Genomic DNA, 23,885 nt, shown 5'->3' with positions numbered 1-23,885 from the left:
AGGGGCGCAATGCTGATCTACGAATACAAGCTTGATGGTACGAAATTCCAATATGCCGCCATTGATGAAGCTATTCGTATCGTGCAATTCATTCGCAATAAGTGCCTGCGTTTGTGGATGGATGATCACGCCACCAGGAATGACTTACAACTGTATTGCGCTGTCCTTGCCAAAGAACATCCCTTTGTCTTTTCTCTCAATTCTCAGGCTCGACAAGCCAGCGCGGATCGAACGTGGTCTGCCATTGTACGCTTCTACGATAACTGCAAACAGAAGAAGCCCGGCAAGAAGGGGTATCCCCGTTTTCAAAAAGATAATCGTTCTGTGGAATACAAACAAACGGGCTGGAAGCTGGACCCTGATGGCAAGCATATCACCTTCACTGATGGCTGTGGGATTGGGAGAGTGCGTTTGATCGGGTGTCGTGATCTTGCCACTCGTCCCATCCCCGCTATCATGCGTGTTCGTCTTATCCGACATGCAGACGGCTATTATGCCCAGTTTTGCATCCAGGTACAACGACGAGTGGAACATGTTCCCACTGGCAAACAAGTTGGAATTGACGTTGGTTTGAAGGTGTTCTATACTGATTCTGAGGGGAACACTGTTGAGAATCCCCGCCATTATCGCAAAGCAGAAAAACGCCTCAAACGCTTGCAACGTCACCTCTCACGCAAACAGAAGAAGAGTAAAAACCGCAAAAAAGCCCGCCAAGCCGTGGCCTATGCCCATTTGAAAGTCCAAAGGCAGCGCGAAGATTTTGCCGGAAAGCAGGCAAACGCGTTAGTGTCATCTCACGATCTCATTGCCTTTGAAGACTTGCAGATTCGCAATATGGTGAGGAACAGACACCTTGCCACGAGCATTCATGATGCTGGATGGGGGCAATTTCTGCTTTGGGTGAAGTATTATGCAGCCATGCATACTATTCCTGTCATCGCAGTAGCCCCCCACTACACCAGTCAAGCGTGTAGTGCGTGTGGAACGCTTGTGAAGAAAACCTTGAGTGTACGCACGCATGTGTGTACGGGGTGTGGTGTGGTCTTAGACAGGGACCATAACGCCGCGTTGAACATTTTGCAAAAGGCTCTCAGTACCGTGGGGCACACGGCAACTGATGCATCTCTGAGTGCATGAAACGCTTCTGGACAGGAAAACCTCTACTGTCTCTCAGCAATGGAAGTCAGCAAGTCGCCTGGGTGAAGGAAGAATCCTCCGGCTTGAGCCGGGGAGTGTCAAGGCTCTGACGCGCCGCCGACCCTGGAAGGTCGCACGCGAAACGGCCACATTGGATCGCCTGTCTGGTGGCCGCTTGATTCTTGGCGTGGGTGCTGGCGACGAGAGTGATAAGGGCTTTACCCATTTTGGTGAGGAGCAAGACAGTCGCACACGTGCCAAATTGCTCGACGAAAGCCTGGATATCCTGAATGGTTTATGGAGCGGAGAGCCGTTTAGCTACAGTGGCGAACATTACCAGGTGCAGGAGATCACCTTCCTACCCACTCCTCTCCAGCAGCCGCGCATTCCAGTTTGGATAGCTGGAACCTGGCCGCGAAAGGGACCTATGCTCCGTGCTGCGCGTAGGGATGGTGTGAATGCCTTTGCCCAACGCGAAGATGGAACCTTTGGAGAAATCTTGCCAGAAGAGGTTGTCCAGTTGCGTGCCTTTATGGATGAGCACCGCGAATCCGATCTACCACTGGATATAGTTGTAAGCAGCAATGTCTTTGCCGCATATGATGATGAGGATGCTCAGGCGCTTTTAATCGACTACAAGGACGCGGGCGTGAGTTGGTGCCTGCAAAGCGTCTGGCCTGATACCGATCCAGAAGATGTGCGAACTGGCCTCCAGCGAGGACGCGACACCTGGTACAAATACGCACTCCGTGAATAAGTTGCAATAAGCTTATAGAGAAAGAGGATGCCGCCCTGGCTTCATCAGGGGCGGCATCCTCTTTCTCTATAAGCTTATTGCCTGGCTGCCTTGTAGGGATGATGCAATGTCTTGTCGCCCTTCCAGTTCTCGCGCAGGCTGGGTTGAGCGAGATCCCAGTCAGGGCGTGTCTTCTGCATGACGGGGCATATTGTTCAAGAAGCAGTGCTTCTGTGTTCCTTTTCTGCTAGTGTGCTTCTGGAATTGGCTGGGGAGGGACAGGCTGAGAGACAACCTGTCGTTCTGGTGACGCAATGGATGCTTCCTGGAAAGGTATTGCATCACCAGATGCTGAGGGCTGTGTCACTGCTTCCTTTGGGCGGCGAATACGGACCCGTTTCTCGCTCGGTGAGCGTGCCTGTACGTCCTGAGCGATGATCGTTTGTGCTTCCTGCGTGTGTGGGGTTCCTCTTTCGCCTCCAGCCCCGAGAGAGAGGATACGGGGGCGATGGCAGGTGAGGAGGAGTATGCCATATTTGGGTTGGATGTTTCCCGAACAGCGGGGACTGACTCCAAGTGTAATAATGATGAAGCGGCCTGTTCATAGGTACTCTCTTTCTTGCGTGGACGCGCTCCATGACGCGCATTGAGCTGATCAAGCAGCGTATCGACCTCACTAACCGGGCGACCGTAGCGCAGCGCACATTGCTCGCGCAGGTGCTCTGCCCCCTCACGACTCCCAGACGGGGGGAGATCGAGGGTGAGGGAAAAGAACGGGAGCCGTTGCCCATTGAGTGACCAGCGAGCGTAGCAGGTGTAATCAGGGAGGTTGGTCACGTCCTCGGGACTCAAGAGATGCCCTAGTTCATGTCGCAGCAAGTAGGCATCTTCTCCGGTGAGCGTAAAGACAAAGAGATGATCGGCGTTCGCAAACACCATCGGCCGCAAGGCCCGGTCCACCACATCGAGTTGAGCCAGGGATTGGGTGGCCAGGACCAGGAAGGTGCCAGCTTTGCGCAGTTCGCTCAGGATCGAACCGTAATTGACGGGGTAATTCCTGAACTCGTTGACCAGAAGCAAAAAGACGTTGCGCTCCGCCGGCGGGAGGGACAGCTGCCGGGAGAGCGCCGCGGAAAAGAGTCCCAGGATCGAGGCCCCAATGAGCGAGGAGACATCCTGGCCGACGTGCCCACTGGCAGTATTGACGAGCAGGATCTGGCTCCGTTCCACAATGCGACGAACATCAATGGTGGAGGTAGGTTGCCCAAGTAAACGTCGTGAGGCCGGTGCACTGGCATAGGCCGAGATTTTGGTGAGGACGGGTGTCCTAATCTCCTCCTGCATTCTGGCATCGAGGCGGTCGTAGTACTGGTACTACCAGTCAAGCACATGGACGTCTTCCACTAGGTCGAGCACACGCGCACGAAAACTCTGCTTGTTGAGCAGGACGGTGAGGTCGAGGAGGGTGTATTGTTGCTCTAGACCCCGGTGGGGGTCCATCTGGACAAGTGTCCGGTTGACCTCAAGGCAGGGGTTTTACGCTCGGTCCGATAACTCTACCTATTGACATATGCACTTACTTTTTGTAATATGGAAACAAATAGTTCGTTGGTGAGTTAATAAAGTGGTTGGATGTAAAGTAAGAGGAAGGGCAGATTCTCACCCAACCTGGAGAAAATGGGTACATTGACCCATGCCTCCGGCAAAATATTGATATATGCTCATATTGGCTGGCAAGGTAGTGGATGTGCCTGAGCGATGATAATTTGTTTATGTCCATTCCGCATCTCATGCCGGTACATATTGTCTGTATCGCCAAGGAAAAGCCTCCTTGATAGAGAGGAATCTTAAGTGACAGCGAGGGAGAGATCATGACTATAGAACAATTACAAACAATTATTTCCTATCTAGAACTGATCAATCTTGGAGATGCTATCAGCTACTTTGACGAAGAGGGATTGATTGAAGCCGCATTACCAGTCAAGGAAAAAGTCTCCCAGGTTGCTTCTACGGATTCATTACTCCTTTGTGCCTGCTGACCCGCACGCGGAAGAAGTATTTGGGTCTGGAAGATCTTAGGTCTTCTAGGCCCCAAACGCCTTCCCTCCTCGCAGTGCCGACGCAAAGACATACTATATCAGAGTGCAGACCCTTTCCAATATGAAACGGGCTTGACCCTTGGGTCAGAGATAGAGCAAGACCTCGCTTTGCCCACATCTTTCATTTGAACCAGATCGACCAAACACTCATTCCCCCTCTTGACTTTCACCCTACCTGAAGGTTGTATGCTTGTGACAAGAACTGTTCACCTATCTGCAAACGGACAGGAAGAGATAAAATAACGTGAGTTCTGGATAAGCCAAACTCATCAAGCAGCCAGAAGAGCGCGTTTATCCAGATGCAGGCCGGGCTTTTTCTCCTGATGGCTGTAAGCAAGGAGCCCAGCGATCAAATGGACAACAAAATTCGTCGGGCTACGATGACGAGAATGCTCAATTTGAGAGATGTTCTTGAGCTGGTCAATGATGGATTCAATGATGGCTCGTTTGCGCAGCAGCAGTTTATCTGAAAGATACATGAGCTGATTGGTCATGTTTTTGCGGAGGCGAGTGAGGAGTTGGAGTCCCTGCTCAAAAAGGAGTGCAGTCAAAGGAGCCGAGACATAGCCTCGATCTCCAATCAACTTGCCCCGCAGGCGTTTGACCATCTGGGGAACCGGCTTGCGATCATCGACATTGCCAGCTGTCAAACAACATGCCAGCAGGTCGCCTCGGTCATTGACTGCCAGGTGCAACTTGAAGCCAAAGAACCAGCCCATGCTCGTCTTCCCACGCCTGGCATCAGTAGCAAAGACCCGATGCTGATTGATCCGTTTGGGATCACAAACTTCCAGGGAGGTGGAATCGATAAAACTGATCCCAGTGCAAGGTCCAAATCGGCTCTGCAAGTAGGCCAGAAGGGGTATCAGCATCCCTGGGATGAGTGCAACAAAGCGTGTATAACTAACCAGGTGCGGAAACTCTTTGTTCAGATGCACCTGAACGTGTTCCGTGTAGTACGCTTTGAATGTTCGATAATGCGACTGGTGGAAATGAATGAGAATCGTCATCACCTCACTTGGACATAACTGGCCGGCGCGCTCTCGCTGCTTGCCTGTGGCTAGTTGGTTGGCCTTCCACTCTGAAGCAAAACTAAGCATGAAATCATCGACATCACAAAACAATTCAAGTAAACTCATCCTTATACCCCTCCGGTAGTGTCAATTTGGGAACTCCGTGAACGAATCTATTGATACATCGGTGAGTGGGTCCCCCCGGAGACAAGAGAGCAGGTCACTCATCGATGTATCCTGATTCCACCCAATAGAATTCCCAAATGGACAAATTAGCGGCGGCGAGACGCGGCGCTCAGCGCTGTTGTGCCGAAGTCCCACATGTTGTCGGCGACGTTGATCGTGACTCCGGGGGGAACAATCTGGTCGATGCGGTCCAGCACGTCGCTCGACAGGTCAATCCCGGAAGCCTCGAGGTAGGCGTCCAGGTGTTCCATGGTGCGCGGGCCAATGATCGTGGAGGTGACCGCAGGATGGCGGATGGCGAATGCGACTGCCATCTGGATGAGGGTCATCCCAGCCTCGTCGGCGAGAGCGCCGAGGGCGTCGGCGGCGTCGAGCTTGGCGGCATTGGCTGGGTTGGTGGAGTCAAAGAGCCCAGAGAACCAGGCGCGAAAGGGGGAGGCTGACCCGCTGACTCCCTGGCCCTTGCGGTATTTGCCCGACAGCCACCCCCCGGCCAGCGGGCTGTAGGCCAACACGCCCATGCCGTGGCGCAGGCAGGTCGGCAGCACGTCGTATTCGATCGTGCGGGTCAGGAGATTGTAGGGGGGCTGCTCGGTACGAAACCGTTCGTGTCCACGGCGATCAGCGGTCCACTGGGCCTCGACGATCTGTGAGGCGGGAACCTTCGACGCGCCGAAGGAGCGGATCTTGCCGGCATGGACGAGATCAGACAAGGCGCCAAGGGTCTCGTCGATATCGGTGTTGGGATCGGGAACACCCACCTGGTAGAGATCGATCCAATCAGTCTGGAGCCGGCGCAGCGAGCCTTCGACCCCCTCCGTGATCCAGCGCCGCGACGCTCCGCGATGGTTGGGGTCCTGGTCGAAAGGAGGGCCGAACTTGACCGCGAGCACTACATGCTCGCGCCGTCCGCCAGAGAGCGCCTTGCCCACGATCTCTTCTGACTCGCCGGCGGAGTAGCCATCGGCGGTGTCGATGAAGTTGATCCCGGCGTCCAGCGCCTTGTGGATAATGCGGATCGACTCGTCATGATCGGGGTTGCCGAAGGAGCCGAACATCATCGCGCCAAGACACAGTTGGCTGACCGCGATGCCGGTGCGGCCGAGGGTACGATATTGCATGATTGTTTTCCTCCATGGTATACTATGAATCGGAGCGTTGCTCCGATTCATAGTATACGGAACGATGTTCCGTTTGTCAAGCTCTGGTTTGAGGAATGAAGCGATGACCACCAACGACGAGGGAGCAGGGCAACCAGCCCGCAAGATTCGGGCCGACGCGCAGCGCAACGAGCAGGCGTTGCTCGCCGCCGCCGCTGCTGTGTTCGTCACGTCCGGTGTCGAGGCGCCAGTGCGTGACATCGCGGCGGCGGCAGGCGTCGGAATGGGGACGATTTACCGCCACTTCCCAACGCGAGCGGATCTCGTGGTGGCCGTGTACCGCCATCAGGTCGAAGCTTGTGCCGAGGCTGGTCCGGTCCTGCTGGCCAGGAGTGACTCGCCGCACTCGGCCCTCTGTCAGTGGATCAACCTCTTCGTGGATTTTCTGGTCACCAAGCATGGACTCGCTGCGGTCCTGCAATCAGACAGCGCCGGCTTCGATGCGCTGCATGCCTACTTCCTTGACCGCCTCGTGCCCGTGTGCGCTCAGTTGCTCGCCGCCGCCGCAGAAGCCGGAGAGATCCGCGCCGATATTGACGCCTATGAACTGATGCGTGGCATCGGTAGCCTCTGCGTTGGTGGAGACCTTGACCCGCGCTACGACGCCCGCCGCATGGTCGAACTGCTCATTGCGGGACTCCGGGGGGAGAGATCGACCTGATCCTGCTGATCCAGAGAAGAAGCAACAGCCGTACCTCGATACGGTTGGTCAACTTCGTATCCATTTGGGAATTCCGTGAGCGAACATATTGATACATCGGTGAGTGGGTCCTCCCGGAGACAAGAGAGCAGGTCACTCATCAATGTATCCTGATTCCACCCATAGAATTCCCAAATGGACAGGCGGATAGAAGTGGTTGGTTTTGCTCCTATCATAGCTCATCGGAGTGGGATCTACTTATCCAGAACTCACGTTAAAATAAGATGTTAAAGATTCGCGATTTTGCCAGGCTCGCCGAGGTGTCGATGACCAGCTTGCGCTACTACGATGAGATCGGACTCCTCAAGCCGATCCATGTCGACCCTGAGACTGACTATAGATTCTACACGGTCAGAGACCCCATGCATACATGCAGGGGCTTGTCCCTAGGCCGAAGCCTGAGACGAGAGGCCGTCTGACAGCGGCCCACTCAGAACAGGTCTACCATTCTGAGCAAGACAATATTTGTCTCGAATATTGATCGCCGCATTGAGATCGGCGTTGAGCTGATATCCACAGAAGCGGCAGTGAAAGAGCGACTGCGAGCGACGATTGTTGCGCGCCTGATGCCCACAACGCGAACAGGTTTGCGAGGTATGGCGCGGATCGACTCGCTCGACTACGATCCCTCGCTCCTGAGCTTTGTAGGCAATGAAGCCGTACAATTGCGCAAAGGACCAGGTATGCAGCCTGCGCTGTCCCTCTCCTTTGCGGTGACGAACCCCTTCTCGCAGGTTGGTCAGGTTCTCAAGCACCATCGTACTGCCAGGGGCAGCCTGCTGCACCAGGTGTTTGGAGAGCACATGATCGCAGTCCCGGTGGAAGCGCATCTGCTTGCGCGCCAGCTTCTTGAGGTGGCGTTTGGCCGATTTGGATCCGTTGGACTGCAGCTTGCGTTTCAGGCGAAAGGTGCGACGATCAATCTCTTTCCAGCGGCGGGTGCCAAGGAAGTGACGCGTGGAGGTGACTGCAGGGCGATTGAGGCCCAGGTCCACCCCGATGACCTCTGGATGAGGCGGCACCACGGGCTCGGGGACGTTCACCACCACATGCAACCACCAACGTCCGTTGCAGCAGAGCAGATCGGCCGTGGCAATCTTGCAGCCTCGATAGCGCTCGCTGAAATGAGGAACGGTAAAGGCAAGGCTCATCTTGCCCTGGGTCGTAGAGAGGCGAACGGTTTGACTCGCCCAGTCGAGGGTGTAGGTATGGACATTGTAGCGAACCGCACAGTGCTGCGAACAAGGACAGCGAACTGGCTTGAAGGGTGGGGCAGGCTTGCCTTGTTGTTGCGCCCTGGCGGCTTTTTTGGGGTAAGCCGCTTCCTTTTTGGCTTTCCAGGTGAAGGCGCTCCTGAGCGTTTCTGTGGCCTTGACGCGAGCCTGAATGAGCAAGTCGCTCACCAGTCCAGGGCAGAGGGCTTTGGTCTGGTAATAGGTGGCGTGGTGCAGTCGCACGCCATTCTTCTCGCCCTGGTGCCAGCCGTAGGCGCACACGTGATTGTAGGCCAGGGTAAATTGAGCCAGCGTCTCCTGCAAGGCTCTGGCCTGTTCTCCCGTCGTTTGGAGCTGAATCCGCACGGTTCTTTCCATGCACAAAGTGTACCATATATGAGTATTATTCGTCAATTGCATGCAATGAGAAACGGAGTGCGCCATGCTCCTCTCCATGGCTCAAGCCTGAGGTCCCCGCATGGCGCTATTCTTATGATGGATTGCCGTACCTGCATCGCATTCTGACGTTTAAGGAGCTTGGACTGGGGCTCACACAGATTGTCGAGATTCTGGACAAAGGCATTTCTCCTGAGGCATTGCAAGGGATGCTACGGCTCAGACAGGCCCAACTCCAGCAGCATATCCAGGCTGAAAAGGCAGTGGTTATTGCAACGGGATAAATTTGCGTTTCACCTGTCCGGCTCAGGAGGCCCGCGTCTCTAGAGACGCGGGCCTCCTGAGCCGGACAGGTGAAACGTGGCAGAGGACGCGAAGTCGCAGGTACAAAGGTTCTCCGAATCCATACCTCAAACGCTTGCAATAGAGTGTCTTGCATGTTACTCTTGAAATAGATCTGCTCGAGTGCGCTCAGAGGTGAGCGTAGTGGCAAATACCACATAGGATGTATTGGTGTTTCCCTGAATCGGCTCGAGTAAAGAGAGGAAGGAACCATGCGACACTCCCCTCATGTTTCGGTGAGAGGCCAAAAGCCCCCATTATTTTCACGCTTCTGGCTCATGCTCTTCGTTCCTGCTATCGTGGCGATGGCGGGAACTATTTTTTTTCCGTAGGGGCAGAGATGCCGACTGAGCCCATGTGGTACACTCTCCACCAGGAAAGGATCTCAGAAACAGCCAGGAGAGAAACGCATGAAACCTGCGCGGACATTTTCCCAGGTCAGCCGACGTTTTTACCGTCCCGAAGTGACACACTGTGCCGACTGCCAGAAGCGACTCCGGCGGGCCGTCACCTTGTCGGAACGCACGGTGGTCACGTTGCAGGAGGTGATCAAACTGGTGCATGCGGGCTACCGCTGTTCCGATGCGCAGTGTGTGGGCCATCAGCGGACGTATCGCAGTGCGCGAGCGGATGCGCTGGCCCTGCCCCACTTCACGTATGGGGTGGATGTGGTGCTGTTGGTGGGGCGGCTGCGATTGGTCGAGCACCAAACCGTCGACGAGATCCATCGCGAGTTACTGGCCCGGTTGGCCCCGTTGGGAGTCAAGATCGCGCGCCGAGAAGTGCTCTACCTGTTTGATGCGTACTGCACGTTGCTGCGGGCAGCGAGTGCGGCCAACGAGGACCAGGAGTGGTTGGCCCAAGTCGAGAAGAACGGGGGCATCATTGTTGCCATCGACGGCATTCAGCCTGACAAAGGGAACGAGACAGTGTACCTGGTCCGCGATGCGCTGACTGGGCGGGTCCTGGTGGCCGAGAATGTGCTCTCCTCGGAGACTGCCGTCATGAAAGCACTCTTGACTCCGGTGGTTGAGCTGGGGGTGAAGGTGCTGGGCACGATCAGCGATGCCCAGGAAAGTGAGCTGCTGGCACTCCAGGAGCTCTGGCCGGAGGTCCCTCATCAGGTGTGTCAGTTCCATGCGCTGCGCGATGCCTCCAAGACCGCCTTTGAAGCAGACAAAGCGGCGAAAACGGCGATCCGCAAACGCTTACAGCCGAAGGTTCGTGCGGTGCGCAAACAGATCAAGAAGGCCCTCGTGACCGCCTCGCCTCAGGAGGCCGAGCAGCTCCGCGTGCTGGATGCGTACGCCACTGGGATCTTGACCGCGCTCAATATCGACGGCGTGCAGCCGCTGACTTTTGCGACGGTCGAGGCAAGCCAGATGCTGGAGGAGATCGAAGCCAGTCTCCAGCACTTGCTCAAAAAGGGGGCGCCGTGAGTCGGCGGTGTGAACAGAAGCTCACCCGTCTGCAGGCAATTGTGACAGAACGGGCAACCTGGGCAGAGCACCTGAGACAGGTCAAGCGGATGTATGGCTGGCTCTGTGAGGTCGAAGCGATCCTGGTGAAAGAAGCGGCACGCACGCTCGCAGAACCCGTGAGCAATGAGAGCGTGGGACGACGCCTGGACGCGTGGCGCGAGCAGATGGTCCAACTTCTGGAAACGTCCCCCCTCTCGGAGTTGGAACAGGAGAGCCTACGGGAGCTGCTGCAGGTGCTTTCGAATCTGCGCCCGTACCTGGTGCAGTGTTATGAGCGGGAGGACTTTCCGCGCACCAACAATGACATGGAGCGCAGCATTCGCGCGCTCAAAACGCAGTATCGCCGGGTGAGCGGGCGCAAGAATTGGAATGCGTATCTGTTGCGCTATGGGCGCTGCGTGGCCTATGCGCCCTGGTGGGAGCAAGATGAGACCCACCGCCACCACTTGCAGCGCCAGATTGCTCAGCTTGACCGGGGCCGGTGGAGAGAACTGCGCCAGCAGACGACCCGTGCCCAGCAGGAGCAGCTCACGCGGTTTCGTTTCCGTCACAAGCGTTCTTCCGTGCTGGCCTCGCTCGAATCACGCTGGACCGAGGCTACTCAGTCGGTATCTCTGCCCTGACGGTTTTTTTCCTGGCGGCGCTCTGGCAGAGGCGGTGACGCCGGGCAAGCCAACGTCTCTCAATGGCACACCTGGCAACCAGCAGGTATCCCTCAGTTGGGGCGCGGCAACGAACGCGACGGGGTACCTGATCAATGAAACGGACCTGGTGAGCGGGCAAACGACGCAGCTTCCAACGGTTGTGACTGGTACCTCGTATTCGCTAATCGGCTTACAGGTAGGACGCTGGTATCGCTTTAGTATCACGCCTGTAGCGGAAACAACTCAGGGGCTGTCGTCCGATCCTATTGAAGTTCGGACAAAAGGCTTTTCTGGGAGCTATGACAACTATTATGCTCTTGGTGACTCTTACACGGCTGGCGACGGCGCGCCGCCCTATAATGGCGCGAAGAATTGCTATCGCTCCACCAAGAGCTATCCGTATCTGCTTGCTTCTGGCGCACCAACACCCATTTTGATTGCCTGCTCAGGAGCCGTGGCGGATAACATTGACAAGACCGTTCAGTATTCCTGGTTGCCTGGCACACAACTTGGTGAACTCCAAAGCTACCCACGCGGGAAGACGCTCATTACGCTCACGATTGGTGGCAATGATATTGGTTTCTCGTCTGAGCTAACTAATTGCATCACGAGCTTTACTTCCTGTAAATCCAGGCGCGACGCGATCTCGCAACGGATTACGAACCTGGAGCCACGCCTGGTTCAGGTCTATAAGGAACTAAGGACAGCGGCACCGGGAGCGGATATCATTATCCTTGGCTACCCTTTACTCGTCGCGGACCCAACTATCGCGGACTGTCATAACCCTATCGTCTACACGGGTCTGGGCGCGGGCGAAATGCAGATGATTCGGGATCTGGCTGCGCAATTGAACGATACCATCGCGCAAGCAGCGAGTCAGGCCGGAGTCTCCGCTGCCACGCAGGAAGTTGAGCAGGCTTTCGCCGGTCACGAAGCCTGTACCGCTGACGAAAGCCAGGAGTGGATTAACGAAATCGCGGGACTGAATGACGCGCTTCATGATTCTTTCCATCCAAACAGCGCGGGCTATCAAGCGCTAGCTGGTGCTGTCAACAGCGCCCGCAATCTCCTGTATCAGAATAGCATGGTGCGTAAGTAGCATCCTTGCTGACTGCGAACATTCACGCTTATGGCGCTCAGGATGAAGGGTGTGTCTGTGCGACTGGCAAGTACCCCAGTCGCACAGACACACCCTTCATGGTCAGGCTCGCACTCGTAATGTGAGCCGGGAGAGCCTTCAGATACGTTCGATAGCTGAGAGCTCCCCGTGCTAAAGCAACGGGGGTTCCAAAAGTTCGGCCCACGCTTCCCGTTCTTCACGCCAAAGGAGAAGAGCAGGCTCTAGTGGTGGTTCCCCTGGACTTTCGGGCAGACGCGCTCTGGCTCGAGTCACACCCAAGCTTCGGGGCAGCGCCTGCCCCTCTCTCGCACGTTGTGTGGTACGCTCGTGTGCTGCCCGCAGGCGCGCCTCCGCACCTTCCCAATACGGCTGGTATCGGGCACACGAGGGAAGGGGATTTGCTGGATCGAGATACGTGGCCAGAAACGCCGAATACAGGTCGCGTTGGACGGGACCTATGCCACAGGCGCACTGATGCCAGCGCTGGGAGAGCGGCTTCTTGACCTTCTTGCCACAGCCGTGGCACCATTGGCTCAGCGCCGTCGTTCGTGTGGGAACTTCCACTAGGATGCCGCCCGTGCTTGCAACGGTGCGTCTCAACAGTTCAACAAACATTCCTGGTGCTCGCAATCCCACACTCTTGCCAAACTGCTTTTGCCATGCCTTGTAGGAAATCTTTTCGATGATGATGGTGTTGCCCAGCTTGTGCACTTCATGCACCTTGCGGCCATGCAGGCTCTTGCGGTGCGCCGCCAACTTGCGCTCTCTGGTCGCCTTGCGCCGCCGCGTGATCTGGTAGCGCTTGCTCTGCTTCCAGCGCAGCTTCTTGTTGCCCTGCTTCTTGATGCGCCCCTTCTCGTCGTAGTTCTCAGGATGGCTGCCCTTCGTTGCCGATCCATCTGCCGCTGCAAGCGACGAATGGCTCCGGCGTCAGGAGCCAGTTGTGCACAGAACACCTCCAAGCTTGCCTCTCCTTCCTGAGGGAAGAGGGCCAGGGTGGAGGGACCAAGGTCACCGCCAACAATGCTCGTGCCAACTGGGTGTTTTTTCTTTCGGTGGGGCTTGCCCTCCAGTGCCAGTTGCACGACATAGCGATAGCCCTCTTCATCGGCGCCCGCCGCTCTGGGACTGCTGGCAGGACGCTGGACGAGGCGGGCATACTTGATGCGGTGCCTGAGCCCATGGATCACCACCTCGTCCTTCCAATCGATGAAGGCAGGAAGCTGGTCTCCGTTCCAGAGCAGGAACCCTGCGTTTCCCTTCTTGGGTGGCTGCAGGACAAAGCGCAGGCCGGTATCATTGCGCTTGTTCTCGATGCTGGAGAAACCACGCCCTCGGCTCTTGAAGCGCACGCGTGTGGCCTGGCCCAGGCAGACGCGGTTGAGGGCGCGGTAGGCACGGGTCGCCAGGGTTTGGGCGAGCACGGCATCGATGTGCTCGGCAATCCATCCTACGCGCAAGCCTTTGACGGCTTCATGCAATGCCGCCTCGGTGAACCCGTACTGCTTGCGCAAAGCGGAGAAGGCTACTGCTCGTTGGGTCTTGTGCGTGCGAGGAAGATCGCGAGCCGCTTGCCAGGCAGCGTCAGCTCGCATGCAGCGCAGGCGTTTCTGTCCCTGGGAGAGGATGGCGTTGTAGAGTTGGCGAGCGGCTTCCAGGTGAGCGCGCAGGCGAGTGGCTTGTCCTGGGTCGACGACGAGGGGCAGTTCGAGCAGAAAGGTAGGCGTTGCCAGTCGCTTCTCCTTGGGATGTTTTGGCTTCTGCTGTCTCTGGCGTTGTCCAGGCATGTCGGCTCCTTCTCTCCATTCCCACCGATGAATCGTGCTGATATGCCGATTCTACCAGAACGAGCAGAAGAACACAAGTTCTATTTGAGAAAAATACGCTGTTCTCTTCGCGCACGAGAGCGGATGTGGCGATTCATCCCTGGCATCAATGACCAGGGCTTTCTCGCCACGTTCTCTGTAAGAGCTTGCTTGGCAGATCACAATCGCTGTATGAATGTCTGCGCCAGGCTCATCCCTCGCGTAGTTCGCTGATGGCCTTAGTGATGCGCCGCTGCCTTGTCTCGGCGGTTTTGGCTCCTTCGATGGAGAGTATGATGCGTTGCTTCGCGCTTTTTGATAGTCCGTCGAAGATGCGCCCGGCATCTGCGTGGACGTCAAGGGCTTCCTTGAAATCGAGGGGTATTGCCACCTCGCGCGGCTCGGTATCCAATGCGATCTCTACATCCACCTCGTCGCCAGCCTTCACACCAGCCTGTTCACGGTTCTCGGCGCTGACGGGAAGCAGGAACTTGCCCCCCATGGGGGCGACTGTGCTGCGGTAGGTGTAGTTGTTGATCGTGACGCGAACCGGTGGGCGCTTGCCCGACTTGAGGCTCTCAACGATATCGGGTGGGACCTGAATACCTGTTGCTGTCTTCCCATGTCGTTCTATTTGTGTACAAAATTGCACGCGTGAGCTTCCTTTCTCAGTTCTTCTTAGAGATATCAGGCGGTCAAGAACTCGACCAGGGAGGGAACAAGGGCTTCTGCCTTGACCATGTGGGTTTGCGCTTCCAAGGTGCGGTAGTTCGCATTAGGGAGCGTCTGGGCCAGTGTGTGCATTGCATGTCGCATCCATGTCGGACTTTTTCCCCCATCCATGACCAGGATTGGGGCGTTGATATTGGACCCCAGCGTAGGCGGCAATGGTTTGCCCGACCCGTAAGCGACAATGATGCTGATGTCGTACGGCAAGGTATGCGCCACAGCGGTCAATTTCGACCACATCGGGAAGAGCGGCATAATGGCAAGCATAAAACCGGGCGTTCCGACCTGTTTCATGAACATTTTGACCGCTTTCGAGCGCTGGTTCTGCGCGACCGCCTCTTTGAGCCTGGCTAAGAATGCCTGCGTTACCGGTTTGCCTGTCTCATCGACAACAAATGGCGCCTCATACAGAGCCAGTTTTGTGATCCCTGGTAACTGATTCGCCGCTTCCATGGCAAGCGCTGCCCCTGAGGATTGCCCGGCCACATACGCTGTTCCACCTACGGCCTCAATGAGGGCCGCAAGATCCTCGACTTCGCGTTCAACCGCATATGGATGGGTATCACCGCTTTCACCACGCCCCCGGCGGTCATAGGTGATGACGGTGAAATGAGGAGCCAGCTTCGCCGCCAGGTCCTGGGAAGGCCCGAATTGCCGGTAGCAGAGCGCCCCATCTACCAGGATGAGAGCTGGCCCTTGACCAATCTGAGAGTACGCGATAGTGGTGCCGTCTTTGGACGTAACGGTATGCTGCGCGATGGCTGTGGACATGGACCTTCTCCTTTACTTTGCTTGCATTGTTTGCACATACTCGACCAGGTAATCCCAGGTCATGTTCATTCCCTGCTGCATTCCCATATCGAGAGCGACTTTGAGAGCCTCGGCACTCTCGAACTGAATATGTGCAGTCACTCTTGTTTTCCCACCCTCTTCAGTGAAAATGATAGTGGTCAGATGTTCAGGAATGCCTTCAATTGGGTTAGCATGTTCGTCGGCAAAGGTCGAGGTGTAGACCAGCTTCTCCGGCGGGATGATTTCGCTGTACACGCTACGCGACCAGTGCTCCTGCCCCTCTGGCGAACGCATCGCGTAGTGCCAGATGCCCCCCGGTCGTAGGTCGATGGCGCAGGTGGGCACGGTGTAGGGCTGAGGTGCCCACCAACGCTTGAGATGCTCAGGCTGGGTGAATACCTGAAACACTAGTGCGCGGGGGGCAGCAAATTGCCGTTCTACGGTAAATTCTTGCTCGCCAGCACGGGAACTCAGAGAGTGATACTCAAACATCGTTTTCCTCAATTCGATTGCTTGTCCGTTGCTCGGTGCCTTGTATTTCCAGGAGGTAGTCATCCAGGCGGTCGAAGCGTTCTTCCCAGAGGTGACGAAAGGAGTAAAGCCAGGATTCCAGTTCCTGGAATGGCTCACGCCTCAGCCGATAAATCCGTCGGTTGGCCTGCGGCTGTACCTCAACGATGCCTGCCTCGCTCAAAACCTTGAGATGCTTCGACACTTGCGGCTGCTGCAATCCCAGCCGATCCGTGATTTCTCCTACCGTCAGGGGGCCATCGCGCAACAGTTCAATAATGTATAAGCGATTTGGCTCCGTCAGAGCAGTCCACAGTGTTTTCATACCCAGATTATACCTCAAGAGGAATATTCTCGTCAAGGAATATTCTTTTCGGGGAATGCTGTAACTTATCGAGTGATAAACACAGGTGTGAGTGAAACGGAGAGATGCACCTGACCAGCACGCACTTCTGTTGGTATTTCCCGGACAAATACATGAGAGTGGCAAACCTTCAGATGTAATCGTTCCCTCGCCCATTTTGCCTCTTGCAGAACATATTGGATTAGGGCAAAATTGCTTCGATGTGTCTATTGGCTCTGTAATTGGTGTTTGCATACTCTACAGTATGAGCCTTCCCCGATTTGGTAGAGTATATCTCAGCTTTAGGGACTCTACCAAATCGGGGAAGGCTCACCCTGGCCAATGTGTGGGTCAGAATCCTCTTCGCCATCAGACGTAACGGTATCAGCTATCAGACGACGACCTTTGAGGCGTCTCAGCGACTTCATGCAAGGAAAGCCGTCTGACGACTATCTCGTTCTCGCCTTGAGAGCAATGCCGGCCTTTTGAGAGACAAAACCACCTGTGTTTTGCCCTTGTCAAGCGTGAAAGCACGCTTGACAAGGGACTGTTTATCGCGCTATCATATTTGTATGGACGACCAAATAGCAAAGAAACCGAAGAAAACCTGGACACACCAGCGAGACAACCGTGAGCGTCTGATCGACGCTGGCTATACTCTGCTTTCAGAGAATGGCATCGAGGCCACAACGGTCAAAGAGATTGCACGCCTAGCCGATGTCTCGCCCGGTCTGTTCCATTATTACTTCGCCTCTAAGGACGAACTGCTACTGGCCGTGATCTATGAAGCTGGTACGCGCTTTAATCAACAGTTGATGCAGGAATTTCAGAAGTTGTCAGTCGAGCGCCCATTCGCGGAGGTGGCAATGCTCGCGGTTGCCACGGTCAGTCGCAGTCATACGGCGTGGTACAGGTTGCGCTACGAACTCTATGCCCTCGGGTTGCGCAATCCTGACTTCCTGCCCGCGATAGGCGAGATGCTGGCGAAGGGACGGCAGGGAATCGCGCAGACGATTCAAGAGCAGACAGGTATCGATGAGGCACGAGCACGGGCTATCGCGTCGGTGTTCCATGCTTGTACTGATGGCCTGGCCCTGCAACAACTGGCACAGCCCGGTCTCGACCTCACGGCGGCCTATGAGCTTGTCCAGCACTTGCTTGTTGTAGAACCTGCACCGGAGAAGTAGCGTTTTTTTATGCGCGAATTTGGTTGGTCATACAACCAGATCGTGAGAGAGTACTTGAGGAAAGGGAAGACAGCTATGACAACTATCTCAGAAAACAATGATGTCGTGACCACAATCAATACCTTCATGTTCGAGCCGGAGAACCAGCAGCGAGGACTGGAATTGCTGGTTGAGATTGCGAAGATGATCCGCAAGGAGGTGCCTGGCTTTCTTTCGGCCAACTTCCACATGAGCGTCGATGGTACCCGCGTGGTGAATTACGCCCAATATAGCAGCCATGAGGCGTTTCAGGTTGCCACGGCAAAAGTGTTTGAGAAGGCGGATACGCCCCTGTTGATCGAATTGCGCCAGATCGCGACGCCAGATGCACACGAATACAAAGTTCGCACTATTCTTGAAGGGTAAAGGATAAGTACATGGCAAAGACATATCGACACACATTTATAAGGCAAGCGGGAAATGCCCTGGCGACGACCCTCGTTCGCGCTGGAATCAAAGCGGGGCCAATTCACCTGCTCACCGTGCGGGGCCGCAAGAGCGGGCAGCCGCGCACGACCCCAGTAGCGGTTGTGGAGCGGAACGGGCAGCGCTACCTGGTAGCGACCTTCGGCCTGGTGGATTGGGTGCGCAATCTGCGCGCGGCAAAGGAGGCAACACTCACGCGTGGTCGGCGTTTCGAGGCATCGGCATGCACTTTCGTTCCGTCCAGACTGATTGTGCCCAATTTCAGCACACCAGCCTCCTGTGCAAGTAAGAGCACCTGCACAAAGAGAGCTTTCAGTTCGGGCAAGAACGTGCGCCGAAATGCTGCGAGCGTATCGTGATCGGGATGCAGATTGCCAGCGATGAAACGGAATGGCACCGTCTCATAGCTGGCACGCTCAATCTTACGTGAGCTGAACACCCCGGTGGCATACCCGTAGAGGAGCAAACCCAGCAACATTTCGGGGGCGTATGGGTCTCCCCCGCGTGACCCATACTTCGCATAGAGGGCCGAGAGATCAAGCAGAGCCACGCTGTCTACCACGAAGCGGGCCAGATGGTTGGGCGGTAGACAGTCTCCCAACCGCACCGTCAGATCGAGTGCCTGGGCGTAGTCTACCGTTTTGAACGTTCTACTCATACTCTCCAATATACCATCACGGAGCCTCTCTTGTCTGCTACGACTGTAACGATCCAAGAAAATCCAGCACGATCTGGTTGAACTCGTCTGGCTTCTCCATAAACGGATGATGCGCTGTCTCTGCCATGACCACCTTTTTCGCTCCCGGAATCTCTGTGGCCAGTTGATCCAGCGGATTTGGCCCGTCCCACTCTCCGAGAATGACGAGCGTTGGCACTCCAATCTTCGACAGACGTCCAACGGCTGGCGGCTCTAATGGCACTGGCGGCGTCTCAGCCTGCGCCTCACCATCCGGGCGCTCCCAGTTGCGCGTCGTCATCTCGCGGACCCGCTCGCGCACGTCGGGCGCTGCTTGCCCCGGAAGTCGGCCAGGCCCATCCGTCCACAATTCCAGCGAGATCTCAACTGCTCGCGCAATGTCGTGCTTCTCAAAGGCTTCATTCAGGCTCGTATACATCCGCACCACATCTGGGTGCTTTTTCATCACTTCTTCTGATGGCCGAAACCCGCTGACGCCAGCAGTGACGGGGATCAGCGCATCGACCATCTCAGGATGCTCAAGCGTAAAATCGAGAGCCAGCGCGCCTCCTCCAGAGACTCCCATTAAATAGGCGCTCTCGATTCCCAAGAATTTCATCAATTCGTAGAGATCCTGGCGATCAGAATACGACTCCCCTTTCGCAATCAGCCCTGAATCACCAAAACCTCGCTGATCGTAGCGGATAACTCGGTATCGTTGGGCGAAGACGGCAAACTGATCGTCCCACGATCTTCTATCCAGAAGATGTCCATGTACGAGAACGAATGGATGTCCTGCACCTGCAACCTCATAATACAGGGTTGTGCCGTTTATCTCTGCAAAACCAGTCTGTATGTGTTCTGTGTTTGACATAGTGCTGATCCTCTCTTTTCATATGTCTCTCTCGTTAAGATAACATTGAAAGCGGTCAGGAACGACCCTGTATAGGGATCTCAGAGCTTTCCCATTCTCAAATACCGAACAGCGCGAATAGCCTAATAGCTCGGCTTCGGCTCAGCATCGCGTGTAACGGGCTTGTCGTGCCACATTGCGAACCCTCAGACGATCTACTAGCTACAGGAAATCACACCAGAGAAGAGGCTATCTACGGTTGGGAGATTCTGAAGGACGAAGGGGCCTACCATAACAGACGAGCGGATACCTGCTTCTCTCCGACAAGCTGCTAGGCAACGAAATAGGGAGAGGAAAAAGAAATTGGGATTGACCCGCTTTGGAAGTGGACCTGAAGTGAAAGGGAGAAGGACGAGTATCTCTTCTTTCGCAGAGGAACTACGAACAGCACAAAACCTTGATTGTTACATGCACGGGTGCCTGTTGTAGTCTGCTGGCAAAAAGAGGTCCAGCAACCAGGGAGCACCCTCACCTGGCTTAGAGACCAGGGCTCTGCGGACTTGAACTCGCTCCATACCAGGCAGCAGAAAAGCAACTGTTTCAGACATAGCTCACCCTTTTTGTCGTAGAAGCATCATAGAAGTTAGTGATTATAGAGTCCCACCTCTACTCAGCGAAGTATCTGGTCGCGAGAGCCATCACCCAGGCTCGTTGCTCCTCGGTCTCCGGCACTGGGTAGCCTCTGACCCTGCTCAAGTGCTCGAATGCCTTCTCAGGAGACCAGTCAGCGAGCACGAGCAGACTTGCCGCCATCAAAGCGGCCCGTCCAAGCCCTTGCCGACAGTGGAGAGCGATGTGCTTGCCCTGCATGCGCTGTTCATCAAGCTGTTGTAAGAGTGCCAGGGTGCGATCGTTGAGAGGTGGCACGCTACGATCGATGATGGGGAAGGAAAAGAAGGATATGTCCTGGGTCTGGCAGCATGCAGCTTCCTCCGCAAGCTCGAACGCATCGACCTCCAAGGGCGTGAGCAGGGAGACCAGGACATGGACGCCTGCCTCGCGTAGGGCGGTAATTTCATCCATCAGCCAGTCGCCACCGCGTGGACGGGCCATAGTGCTGATGCACCCGGCAGACAGTTCATGAAGAGAAGACAATTGTGCGCGCATGCTGGATCTCCCTCTCAGATGAGACGTGATAGAAGCTTATGACAAAATGTTTGGGTTACCCCCACCGTTTCTCGCGTGCTGGTAGTTCCCCACTAAGATATTGTTGGCGAATTGATATGGAGCAAAATATGAGATACTAAAGGAGCACAAAAAAGACAAGCATTCAGGAGAGAACCCATGTCACTACATCCACAAGCGATCCCGCCAGTCCCAGAAGAAACCATACAGATAGCACGCGCCATTTTGCCCAAGGGAAATACATGTATTCATATGCGAGATGCATTAGGAACGTTTTTTCAGGATGAAGATTTCCTGGACCTGTTTCCAGCAAAAGGACAACCAGCGGAATCCCCTTGGCGGCTCGTTTTGGCGATGGTGATGCAATACGCAGAGGGGTTAACGGATCGGCAAGCAGCGGATGCAGTGAAAACGCGCATTGATTGGAAATACGCGCTTCCGCTTGGAAATCAAGGATCCAGGATTTGATTTTTCCGTGTTGAGTGAATTTCGTGGTCGTCTCCTGGCTAATCAAGCTGAGCGCCGTCTTTTTGATCTCATGTTATCTCAATTCCGAGAACGAGGCTGGATCAAAGCACGAGGCAAACAACGCACGGATTCAACGCATGTTCTGGCAGCTATTCGAGCTGTGAACCGTCTTGAAGGTGTTGGAGAAGCCATGCGCCATGTCCTCAATATCCTGGCAGAAGTAGCTCCCGATTGGCTTCTTGAGCGTGTTCAACCTGAATGGGAAAAACGATATAGATCACGCTTTAGCGACTTTCGTTTACCAAAGGACGAGAAAGCGCGTCAAGAGCTCGCAGAGCAGATTGGAGCTGACGGCCGAATGCTCCTGGAGAGCATCTGGGGCAGCACAACCCATGCCTGGTTACAAGAACTCCCAGCCGTAGAGATTCTGCGAAGGATTTGGATCCAGCAGTATCACGCGAGTGAGCAGGGAACGCCTTGGAGAAAAGATCAGGAGCTTCCCCCAGCAGCGCTCTTGATCCAATCGCCATATGATGTGGAGGCGCGATACAGCAAGAAGAAGCAGACAGGATGGGTTGGCTACAAAGTGCATTTTACCGAAGGATGTGACGCTGATCAGCCTCATTTTGTGCTCGAAGTCACCACGACAGCATCCACGCTCCCAGATGGAGACGTCATGGAAAATCTTCATGAACGCTTGGCTGGCAAGCAACTTCTCCCCAGCCAGCACCTGGTCGATAAAGGCTATGTGGACGCCGAACTGCTTGCCACGAGTCAGCATCGCCACCAGGTTGATCTGGTTGGGCCGGTTCTTCCTGATACCAGTTGGGCCTCAAAAGAAGCTGGGCGTTTTGATCATAGCCACTTCCACATTGATTGGAAGGCCAAACAGGTCCTGTGTCCGGCTGGGCAGACAAGCCGAGATTGGGGACATATCCCTGATCGACATGGAAAGCCAAGTCTGCGTATCCGGTTTCCCCTTCCCCTTTGTCGGGTTTGCACACTTCATGAGAAGTGCTCGTCAACCGCAGCCAAAGTGCTCATTTTGCGACCAGATGAAGCCAGCTATGTGGCACTTCAGCAGGCTCGAAAACGTCAGGAAACCGCTGAATTCCGGGCGTTGTATGCAGCGCGAGCAGGCATTGAAGGAACCGTTGCTCAAAGTGTACGTACCTGTGAGATACGCAGATCCCGATACATTGGCATGAAAAAACTCAATCTCCAGGCGTTTCTAACAGCGACCTCCATCAACATGCTTCGGGCTTGTCATTGGATTGCAGAAGCGAAGCTGGCAACCACGCCAACCTCTCGTTTTGCAGAGCTGCTCGCTTCTGTCAAGCAAGTAGCTGTTGCGTAGCTTCTGCTCATTCGCCAACAATATCACTAACCGGTGGTTGAGCACAAAGCCCCCTTGCACAGCCGAACCAGCGGTCGAAGACGAGAAGGCTCGGCTACTGGGGGAGACAGTTGAGCTTGTTTCTTTCGCCTCCCTCGCCGCTTTGGTTCAATCCATGGCGGGGGAGCAACTCTGTAGTGCAAGAGTTCGCTCACGCTCCAAATGTAGTCCGTGAGTCCAGCCGCCATCGCAGGTGTGCAGGCTCTGCCCTCATGGCTCGGCTTGCAGAGCTCGTGGTGCGGCCAGCAGAGGTTGTAGGTGGTCCCAAGCAGGTACATTCCCATCTCCAGTGGACGCAGGCGGCGAGCACCTTGACGGCATTTGCGGGTCAAGGTGGCAAGCCGCTGACGCATGGTGGCATTCAAGCGCTCAATGAAGGCGGTGTTGAGCACATTCCCTCCTGCGCGACTGCTGCAAGAGTCGCTCGGCCTCCTCTTGTGAGCCATGCGACATGGTGCGCGTCACCTCGACGACGCGTTTTTTCTGGGTTCGCTTGATGACCGTCCCAATGTGCAACTCTGGCCACACGCACAGGCGAGCCCGTCCTGGTCCCGGTGTATCTTTGATCTTTTCGCGAAAGGCTCGCTTGATGCTGCCTGGATACGCGCACCAGCCATCCGTTAAGACCAGCAGCGCTTTTAAGGCTTGTCCACAGCGTCTGACCTGCTGCATGAGCTGATCTGCAAGCGCTCGATCCCGGGTGAGTGAGACGGTCCCGGCCAGCCACAGGCGGGTCTTGACCATCATCGCGAGTCCCATCCAGGCCACCATCTTGCAGCCTTTGACACGAATCTCATCGGCTTGCACATGCTGCAAATCCAACTGGGCAGTTTCGACGATGTCTTGATGCACCCGTTGGCAATGAACTCCGGCTCGATCTCGCCAACTGGCCACCGTGCGTTCATCCAAACCGAAGGCATGAACGATAGCCTGAATCGGACAGCCATACGAGAGGAGTGTCACCACAATGACAATAAGCTCTGTCGGCTTGCGCAGCCCCTCCAGCATGGTTCCTCTGCGAGCACTAAACGTCTTGCGACAGCACGTACAACGGTAGCGTTGCCGCTTGCGGTCATGAATGACGATGTTGCCCGCTCCGGTTTGCCCTCTTGCGGAGCACGCCAAATTCGGGCAAAATGGGTTTGGCGGCTCCATTGAGGAAAATATGGTCTTTTGCATATCCATATCTTGTCAATTGGTGTTTAGATAAACAGGACCTATGAGAATGTGCTTCGCACATTCTGAAAA

General features: G+C 55.4%; 25 protein-coding genes and 3 pseudogenes. 13 read left to right on the top strand and 15 right to left on the bottom strand.

What is annotated here, in order from left to right:
* Positions 1 to 9: 9 nt before the first annotated feature.
* A complete protein-coding gene (locus JMJ16_RS01730) occupies positions 10 to 1,137 on the top strand; it encodes an RNA-guided endonuclease TnpB family protein (protein WP_201377930.1) in 1,128 nt (375 codons plus the stop codon).
* The gene (locus tag JMJ16_RS01725) at positions 1,130 to 1,894 is read left to right on the top strand and encodes an LLM class flavin-dependent oxidoreductase (protein ID WP_201377928.1); all 765 of its coding nucleotides are present in this window, start codon (positions 1,130 to 1,132) and stop codon (positions 1,892 to 1,894) included. The genes JMJ16_RS01730 and JMJ16_RS01725 overlap by 8 nt, the downstream gene beginning before the upstream one ends.
* Before the next feature lie 342 nt (positions 1,895 to 2,236).
* Here the strand turns inward: JMJ16_RS01725 and JMJ16_RS01715 are convergent, their stop codons facing one another.
* Positions 2,237 to 3,217, bottom strand: coding sequence for a hypothetical protein (locus JMJ16_RS01715; RefSeq protein WP_201377926.1), 981 nt, complete (start codon positions 3,215 to 3,217; stop codon positions 2,237 to 2,239).
* 30 nt (positions 3,218 to 3,247) lie between these two features.
* The gene (locus JMJ16_RS55805; RefSeq protein WP_255553151.1) at positions 3,248 to 3,373 is read right to left on the bottom strand and encodes a hypothetical protein; all 126 of its coding nucleotides are present in this window, start codon (positions 3,371 to 3,373) and stop codon (positions 3,248 to 3,250) included.
* Positions 3,374 to 3,744: 371 nt separating this feature from the next.
* Here JMJ16_RS55805 and JMJ16_RS01710 point away from each other — a divergent pair, with 371 nt between their 5' ends.
* Positions 3,745 to 3,912: a hypothetical protein gene (locus JMJ16_RS01710; RefSeq protein WP_201377924.1), complete on the top strand. Its 168-nt coding sequence runs from the start codon at positions 3,745 to 3,747 to the stop codon at positions 3,910 to 3,912.
* 329 nt (positions 3,913 to 4,241) lie between these two features.
* On the opposite strand, the gene JMJ16_RS01705 is transcribed toward JMJ16_RS01710, so the two are convergent.
* Together JMJ16_RS01705 and JMJ16_RS01700 are read right to left on the bottom strand one after the other, a co-directional pair.
* Positions 4,242 to 5,111, bottom strand: a complete 870-nt coding sequence (locus JMJ16_RS01705) for an IS982 family transposase (protein ID WP_201377922.1) — start codon at positions 5,109 to 5,111, stop codon at positions 4,242 to 4,244.
* 146 nt (positions 5,112 to 5,257) lie between these two features.
* Complete coding sequence (locus JMJ16_RS01700; RefSeq protein WP_201377920.1) at positions 5,258 to 6,292, bottom strand: aldo/keto reductase; 1,035 nt, start codon at positions 6,290 to 6,292, stop codon at positions 5,258 to 5,260.
* Between the two features lie 103 nt (positions 6,293 to 6,395).
* Here JMJ16_RS01700 and JMJ16_RS01695 point away from each other — a divergent pair, with 103 nt between their 5' ends.
* Both JMJ16_RS01695 and JMJ16_RS56645 read left to right on the top strand, forming a co-directional pair.
* Positions 6,396 to 6,992, top strand: a complete 597-nt coding sequence (locus JMJ16_RS01695) for a TetR/AcrR family transcriptional regulator (protein ID WP_201377918.1) — start codon at positions 6,396 to 6,398, stop codon at positions 6,990 to 6,992.
* Between the two features lie 263 nt (positions 6,993 to 7,255).
* Positions 7,256 to 7,450: a MerR family DNA-binding transcriptional regulator gene (locus JMJ16_RS56645; protein ID WP_201377916.1), complete on the top strand. Its 195-nt coding sequence runs from the start codon at positions 7,256 to 7,258 to the stop codon at positions 7,448 to 7,450.
* Here JMJ16_RS56645 and JMJ16_RS01685 read toward each other — a convergent pair.
* Complete coding sequence (locus tag JMJ16_RS01685; protein ID WP_201377915.1) at positions 7,418 to 8,611, bottom strand: RNA-guided endonuclease TnpB family protein; 1,194 nt, start codon at positions 8,609 to 8,611, stop codon at positions 7,418 to 7,420. The two genes, JMJ16_RS56645 and JMJ16_RS01685, sit on opposite strands and share 33 nt — an antisense overlap.
* Before the next feature lie 134 nt (positions 8,612 to 8,745).
* Here JMJ16_RS01685 and JMJ16_RS01680 point away from each other — a divergent pair, with 134 nt between their 5' ends.
* The 4 genes from JMJ16_RS01680 (at position 8,746) to JMJ16_RS01665 (ending at position 12,207) form a co-directional block, all read left to right on the top strand.
* A complete protein-coding gene (locus JMJ16_RS01680; RefSeq protein ID WP_201377912.1) occupies positions 8,746 to 8,925 on the top strand; it encodes a hypothetical protein in 180 nt (59 codons plus the stop codon).
* A 468-nt stretch (positions 8,926 to 9,393) separates the two neighbouring features.
* A complete protein-coding gene (locus tag JMJ16_RS01675) occupies positions 9,394 to 10,422 on the top strand; it encodes a hypothetical protein (RefSeq protein ID WP_201377840.1) in 1,029 nt (342 codons plus the stop codon).
* Positions 10,419 to 11,087 (top strand): transposase, encoded by a 669-nt coding sequence (locus tag JMJ16_RS01670; RefSeq protein ID WP_201377911.1) that lies wholly within the window; start codon positions 10,419 to 10,421, stop codon positions 11,085 to 11,087. Before JMJ16_RS01675 ends, JMJ16_RS01670 begins: the two co-directional genes overlap by 4 nt.
* A gap of 34 nt (positions 11,088 to 11,121) precedes the next feature.
* A complete protein-coding gene (locus JMJ16_RS01665; protein ID WP_201377910.1) occupies positions 11,122 to 12,207 on the top strand; it encodes a GDSL-type esterase/lipase family protein in 1,086 nt (361 codons plus the stop codon).
* Between the two features lie 171 nt (positions 12,208 to 12,378).
* On the opposite strand, the pseudogene JMJ16_RS01660 reads toward JMJ16_RS01665, so the two are convergent.
* The 5 genes and pseudogenes from JMJ16_RS01660 to JMJ16_RS01640 all read right to left on the bottom strand — a co-directional run bounded on the left by JMJ16_RS01660 (position 12,379) and on the right by JMJ16_RS01640 (position 16,389).
* Positions 12,379 to 14,015 (bottom strand): annotated as a pseudogene (locus JMJ16_RS01660) (AAA family ATPase).
* Positions 14,016 to 14,244: 229 nt separating this feature from the next.
* The gene (locus JMJ16_RS01655) at positions 14,245 to 14,685 is read right to left on the bottom strand and encodes a YdeI/OmpD-associated family protein (protein ID WP_201377909.1); all 441 of its coding nucleotides are present in this window, start codon (positions 14,683 to 14,685) and stop codon (positions 14,245 to 14,247) included.
* A 35-nt stretch (positions 14,686 to 14,720) separates the two neighbouring features.
* Positions 14,721 to 15,533: an alpha/beta fold hydrolase gene (locus tag JMJ16_RS01650; RefSeq protein WP_201377908.1), complete on the bottom strand. Its 813-nt coding sequence runs from the start codon at positions 15,531 to 15,533 to the stop codon at positions 14,721 to 14,723.
* A gap of 12 nt (positions 15,534 to 15,545) precedes the next feature.
* On the bottom strand, positions 15,546 to 16,046 hold the full coding sequence (locus JMJ16_RS01645) for an SRPBCC domain-containing protein (protein ID WP_201377907.1): 501 nt from the start codon (positions 16,044 to 16,046) through the stop codon (positions 15,546 to 15,548).
* Positions 16,039 to 16,389 carry a helix-turn-helix transcriptional regulator gene (locus JMJ16_RS01640; RefSeq protein WP_201377906.1) on the bottom strand — a complete coding sequence of 117 codons (351 nt, stop codon included), beginning with the start codon at positions 16,387 to 16,389 and terminating at the stop codon, positions 16,039 to 16,041. The genes JMJ16_RS01645 and JMJ16_RS01640 overlap by 8 nt, the downstream gene beginning before the upstream one ends.
* A gap of 590 nt (positions 16,390 to 16,979) precedes the next feature.
* Between JMJ16_RS01640 and JMJ16_RS01635 the strand changes: the two genes are divergently transcribed.
* From JMJ16_RS01635 to JMJ16_RS53505, 3 genes and pseudogenes are all read left to right on the top strand, one after another.
* The gene (locus JMJ16_RS01635; RefSeq protein ID WP_201377905.1) at positions 16,980 to 17,594 is read left to right on the top strand and encodes a TetR/AcrR family transcriptional regulator; all 615 of its coding nucleotides are present in this window, start codon (positions 16,980 to 16,982) and stop codon (positions 17,592 to 17,594) included.
* 75 nt (positions 17,595 to 17,669) lie between these two features.
* A complete protein-coding gene (locus tag JMJ16_RS01630) occupies positions 17,670 to 17,999 on the top strand; it encodes an antibiotic biosynthesis monooxygenase (RefSeq protein WP_201377904.1) in 330 nt (109 codons plus the stop codon).
* An 11-nt stretch (positions 18,000 to 18,010) separates the two neighbouring features.
* A pseudogene (locus tag JMJ16_RS53505) lies at positions 18,011 to 18,211 on the top strand (nitroreductase/quinone reductase family protein); the annotation flags it as partial.
* On the opposite strand, the gene JMJ16_RS53500 reads toward JMJ16_RS53505, so the two are convergent.
* The 3 genes from JMJ16_RS53500 to JMJ16_RS01615 all read right to left on the bottom strand — a co-directional run bounded on the left by JMJ16_RS53500 (position 18,184) and on the right by JMJ16_RS01615 (position 20,755).
* Entirely contained in the window at positions 18,184 to 18,717 is a 534-nt protein-coding gene (locus tag JMJ16_RS53500; protein WP_374228908.1) for a transposase, read from the bottom strand. The pseudogene JMJ16_RS53505 and the gene JMJ16_RS53500 overlap by 28 nt on opposite strands.
* Positions 18,718 to 18,754: 37 nt before the next feature.
* Positions 18,755 to 19,609, bottom strand: a complete 855-nt coding sequence (locus JMJ16_RS01620; protein ID WP_201377896.1) for an alpha/beta fold hydrolase — start codon at positions 19,607 to 19,609, stop codon at positions 18,755 to 18,757.
* A gap of 645 nt (positions 19,610 to 20,254) precedes the next feature.
* Positions 20,255 to 20,755 carry a protein-tyrosine phosphatase family protein gene (locus JMJ16_RS01615; RefSeq protein WP_201377895.1) on the bottom strand — a complete coding sequence of 167 codons (501 nt, stop codon included), beginning with the start codon at positions 20,753 to 20,755 and terminating at the stop codon, positions 20,255 to 20,257.
* Between the two features lie 177 nt (positions 20,756 to 20,932).
* On the opposite strand from JMJ16_RS01615, the pseudogene JMJ16_RS01610 reads away from it, so the two are divergent.
* Positions 20,933 to 22,598, top strand: a pseudogene (locus JMJ16_RS01610) (IS1182 family transposase).
* A 26-nt stretch (positions 22,599 to 22,624) separates the two neighbouring features.
* On the opposite strand, the gene JMJ16_RS53495 reads toward JMJ16_RS01610, so the two are convergent.
* Both JMJ16_RS53495 and JMJ16_RS01605 read right to left on the bottom strand, forming a co-directional pair.
* The gene (locus JMJ16_RS53495; RefSeq protein ID WP_236601119.1) at positions 22,625 to 23,029 is read right to left on the bottom strand and encodes a hypothetical protein; all 405 of its coding nucleotides are present in this window, start codon (positions 23,027 to 23,029) and stop codon (positions 22,625 to 22,627) included.
* Positions 23,007 to 23,816, bottom strand: coding sequence for a hypothetical protein (locus JMJ16_RS01605; RefSeq protein WP_236601118.1), 810 nt, complete (start codon positions 23,814 to 23,816; stop codon positions 23,007 to 23,009). The genes JMJ16_RS53495 and JMJ16_RS01605 overlap by 23 nt, the downstream gene beginning before the upstream one ends.
* Positions 23,817 to 23,885: the final 69 nt, after the last annotated feature.

It is taken from the genome of Ktedonobacter sp. SOSP1-52, from assembly GCF_016587395.1.
This window is presented reverse-complemented; position numbering and strand designations above follow the sequence as displayed.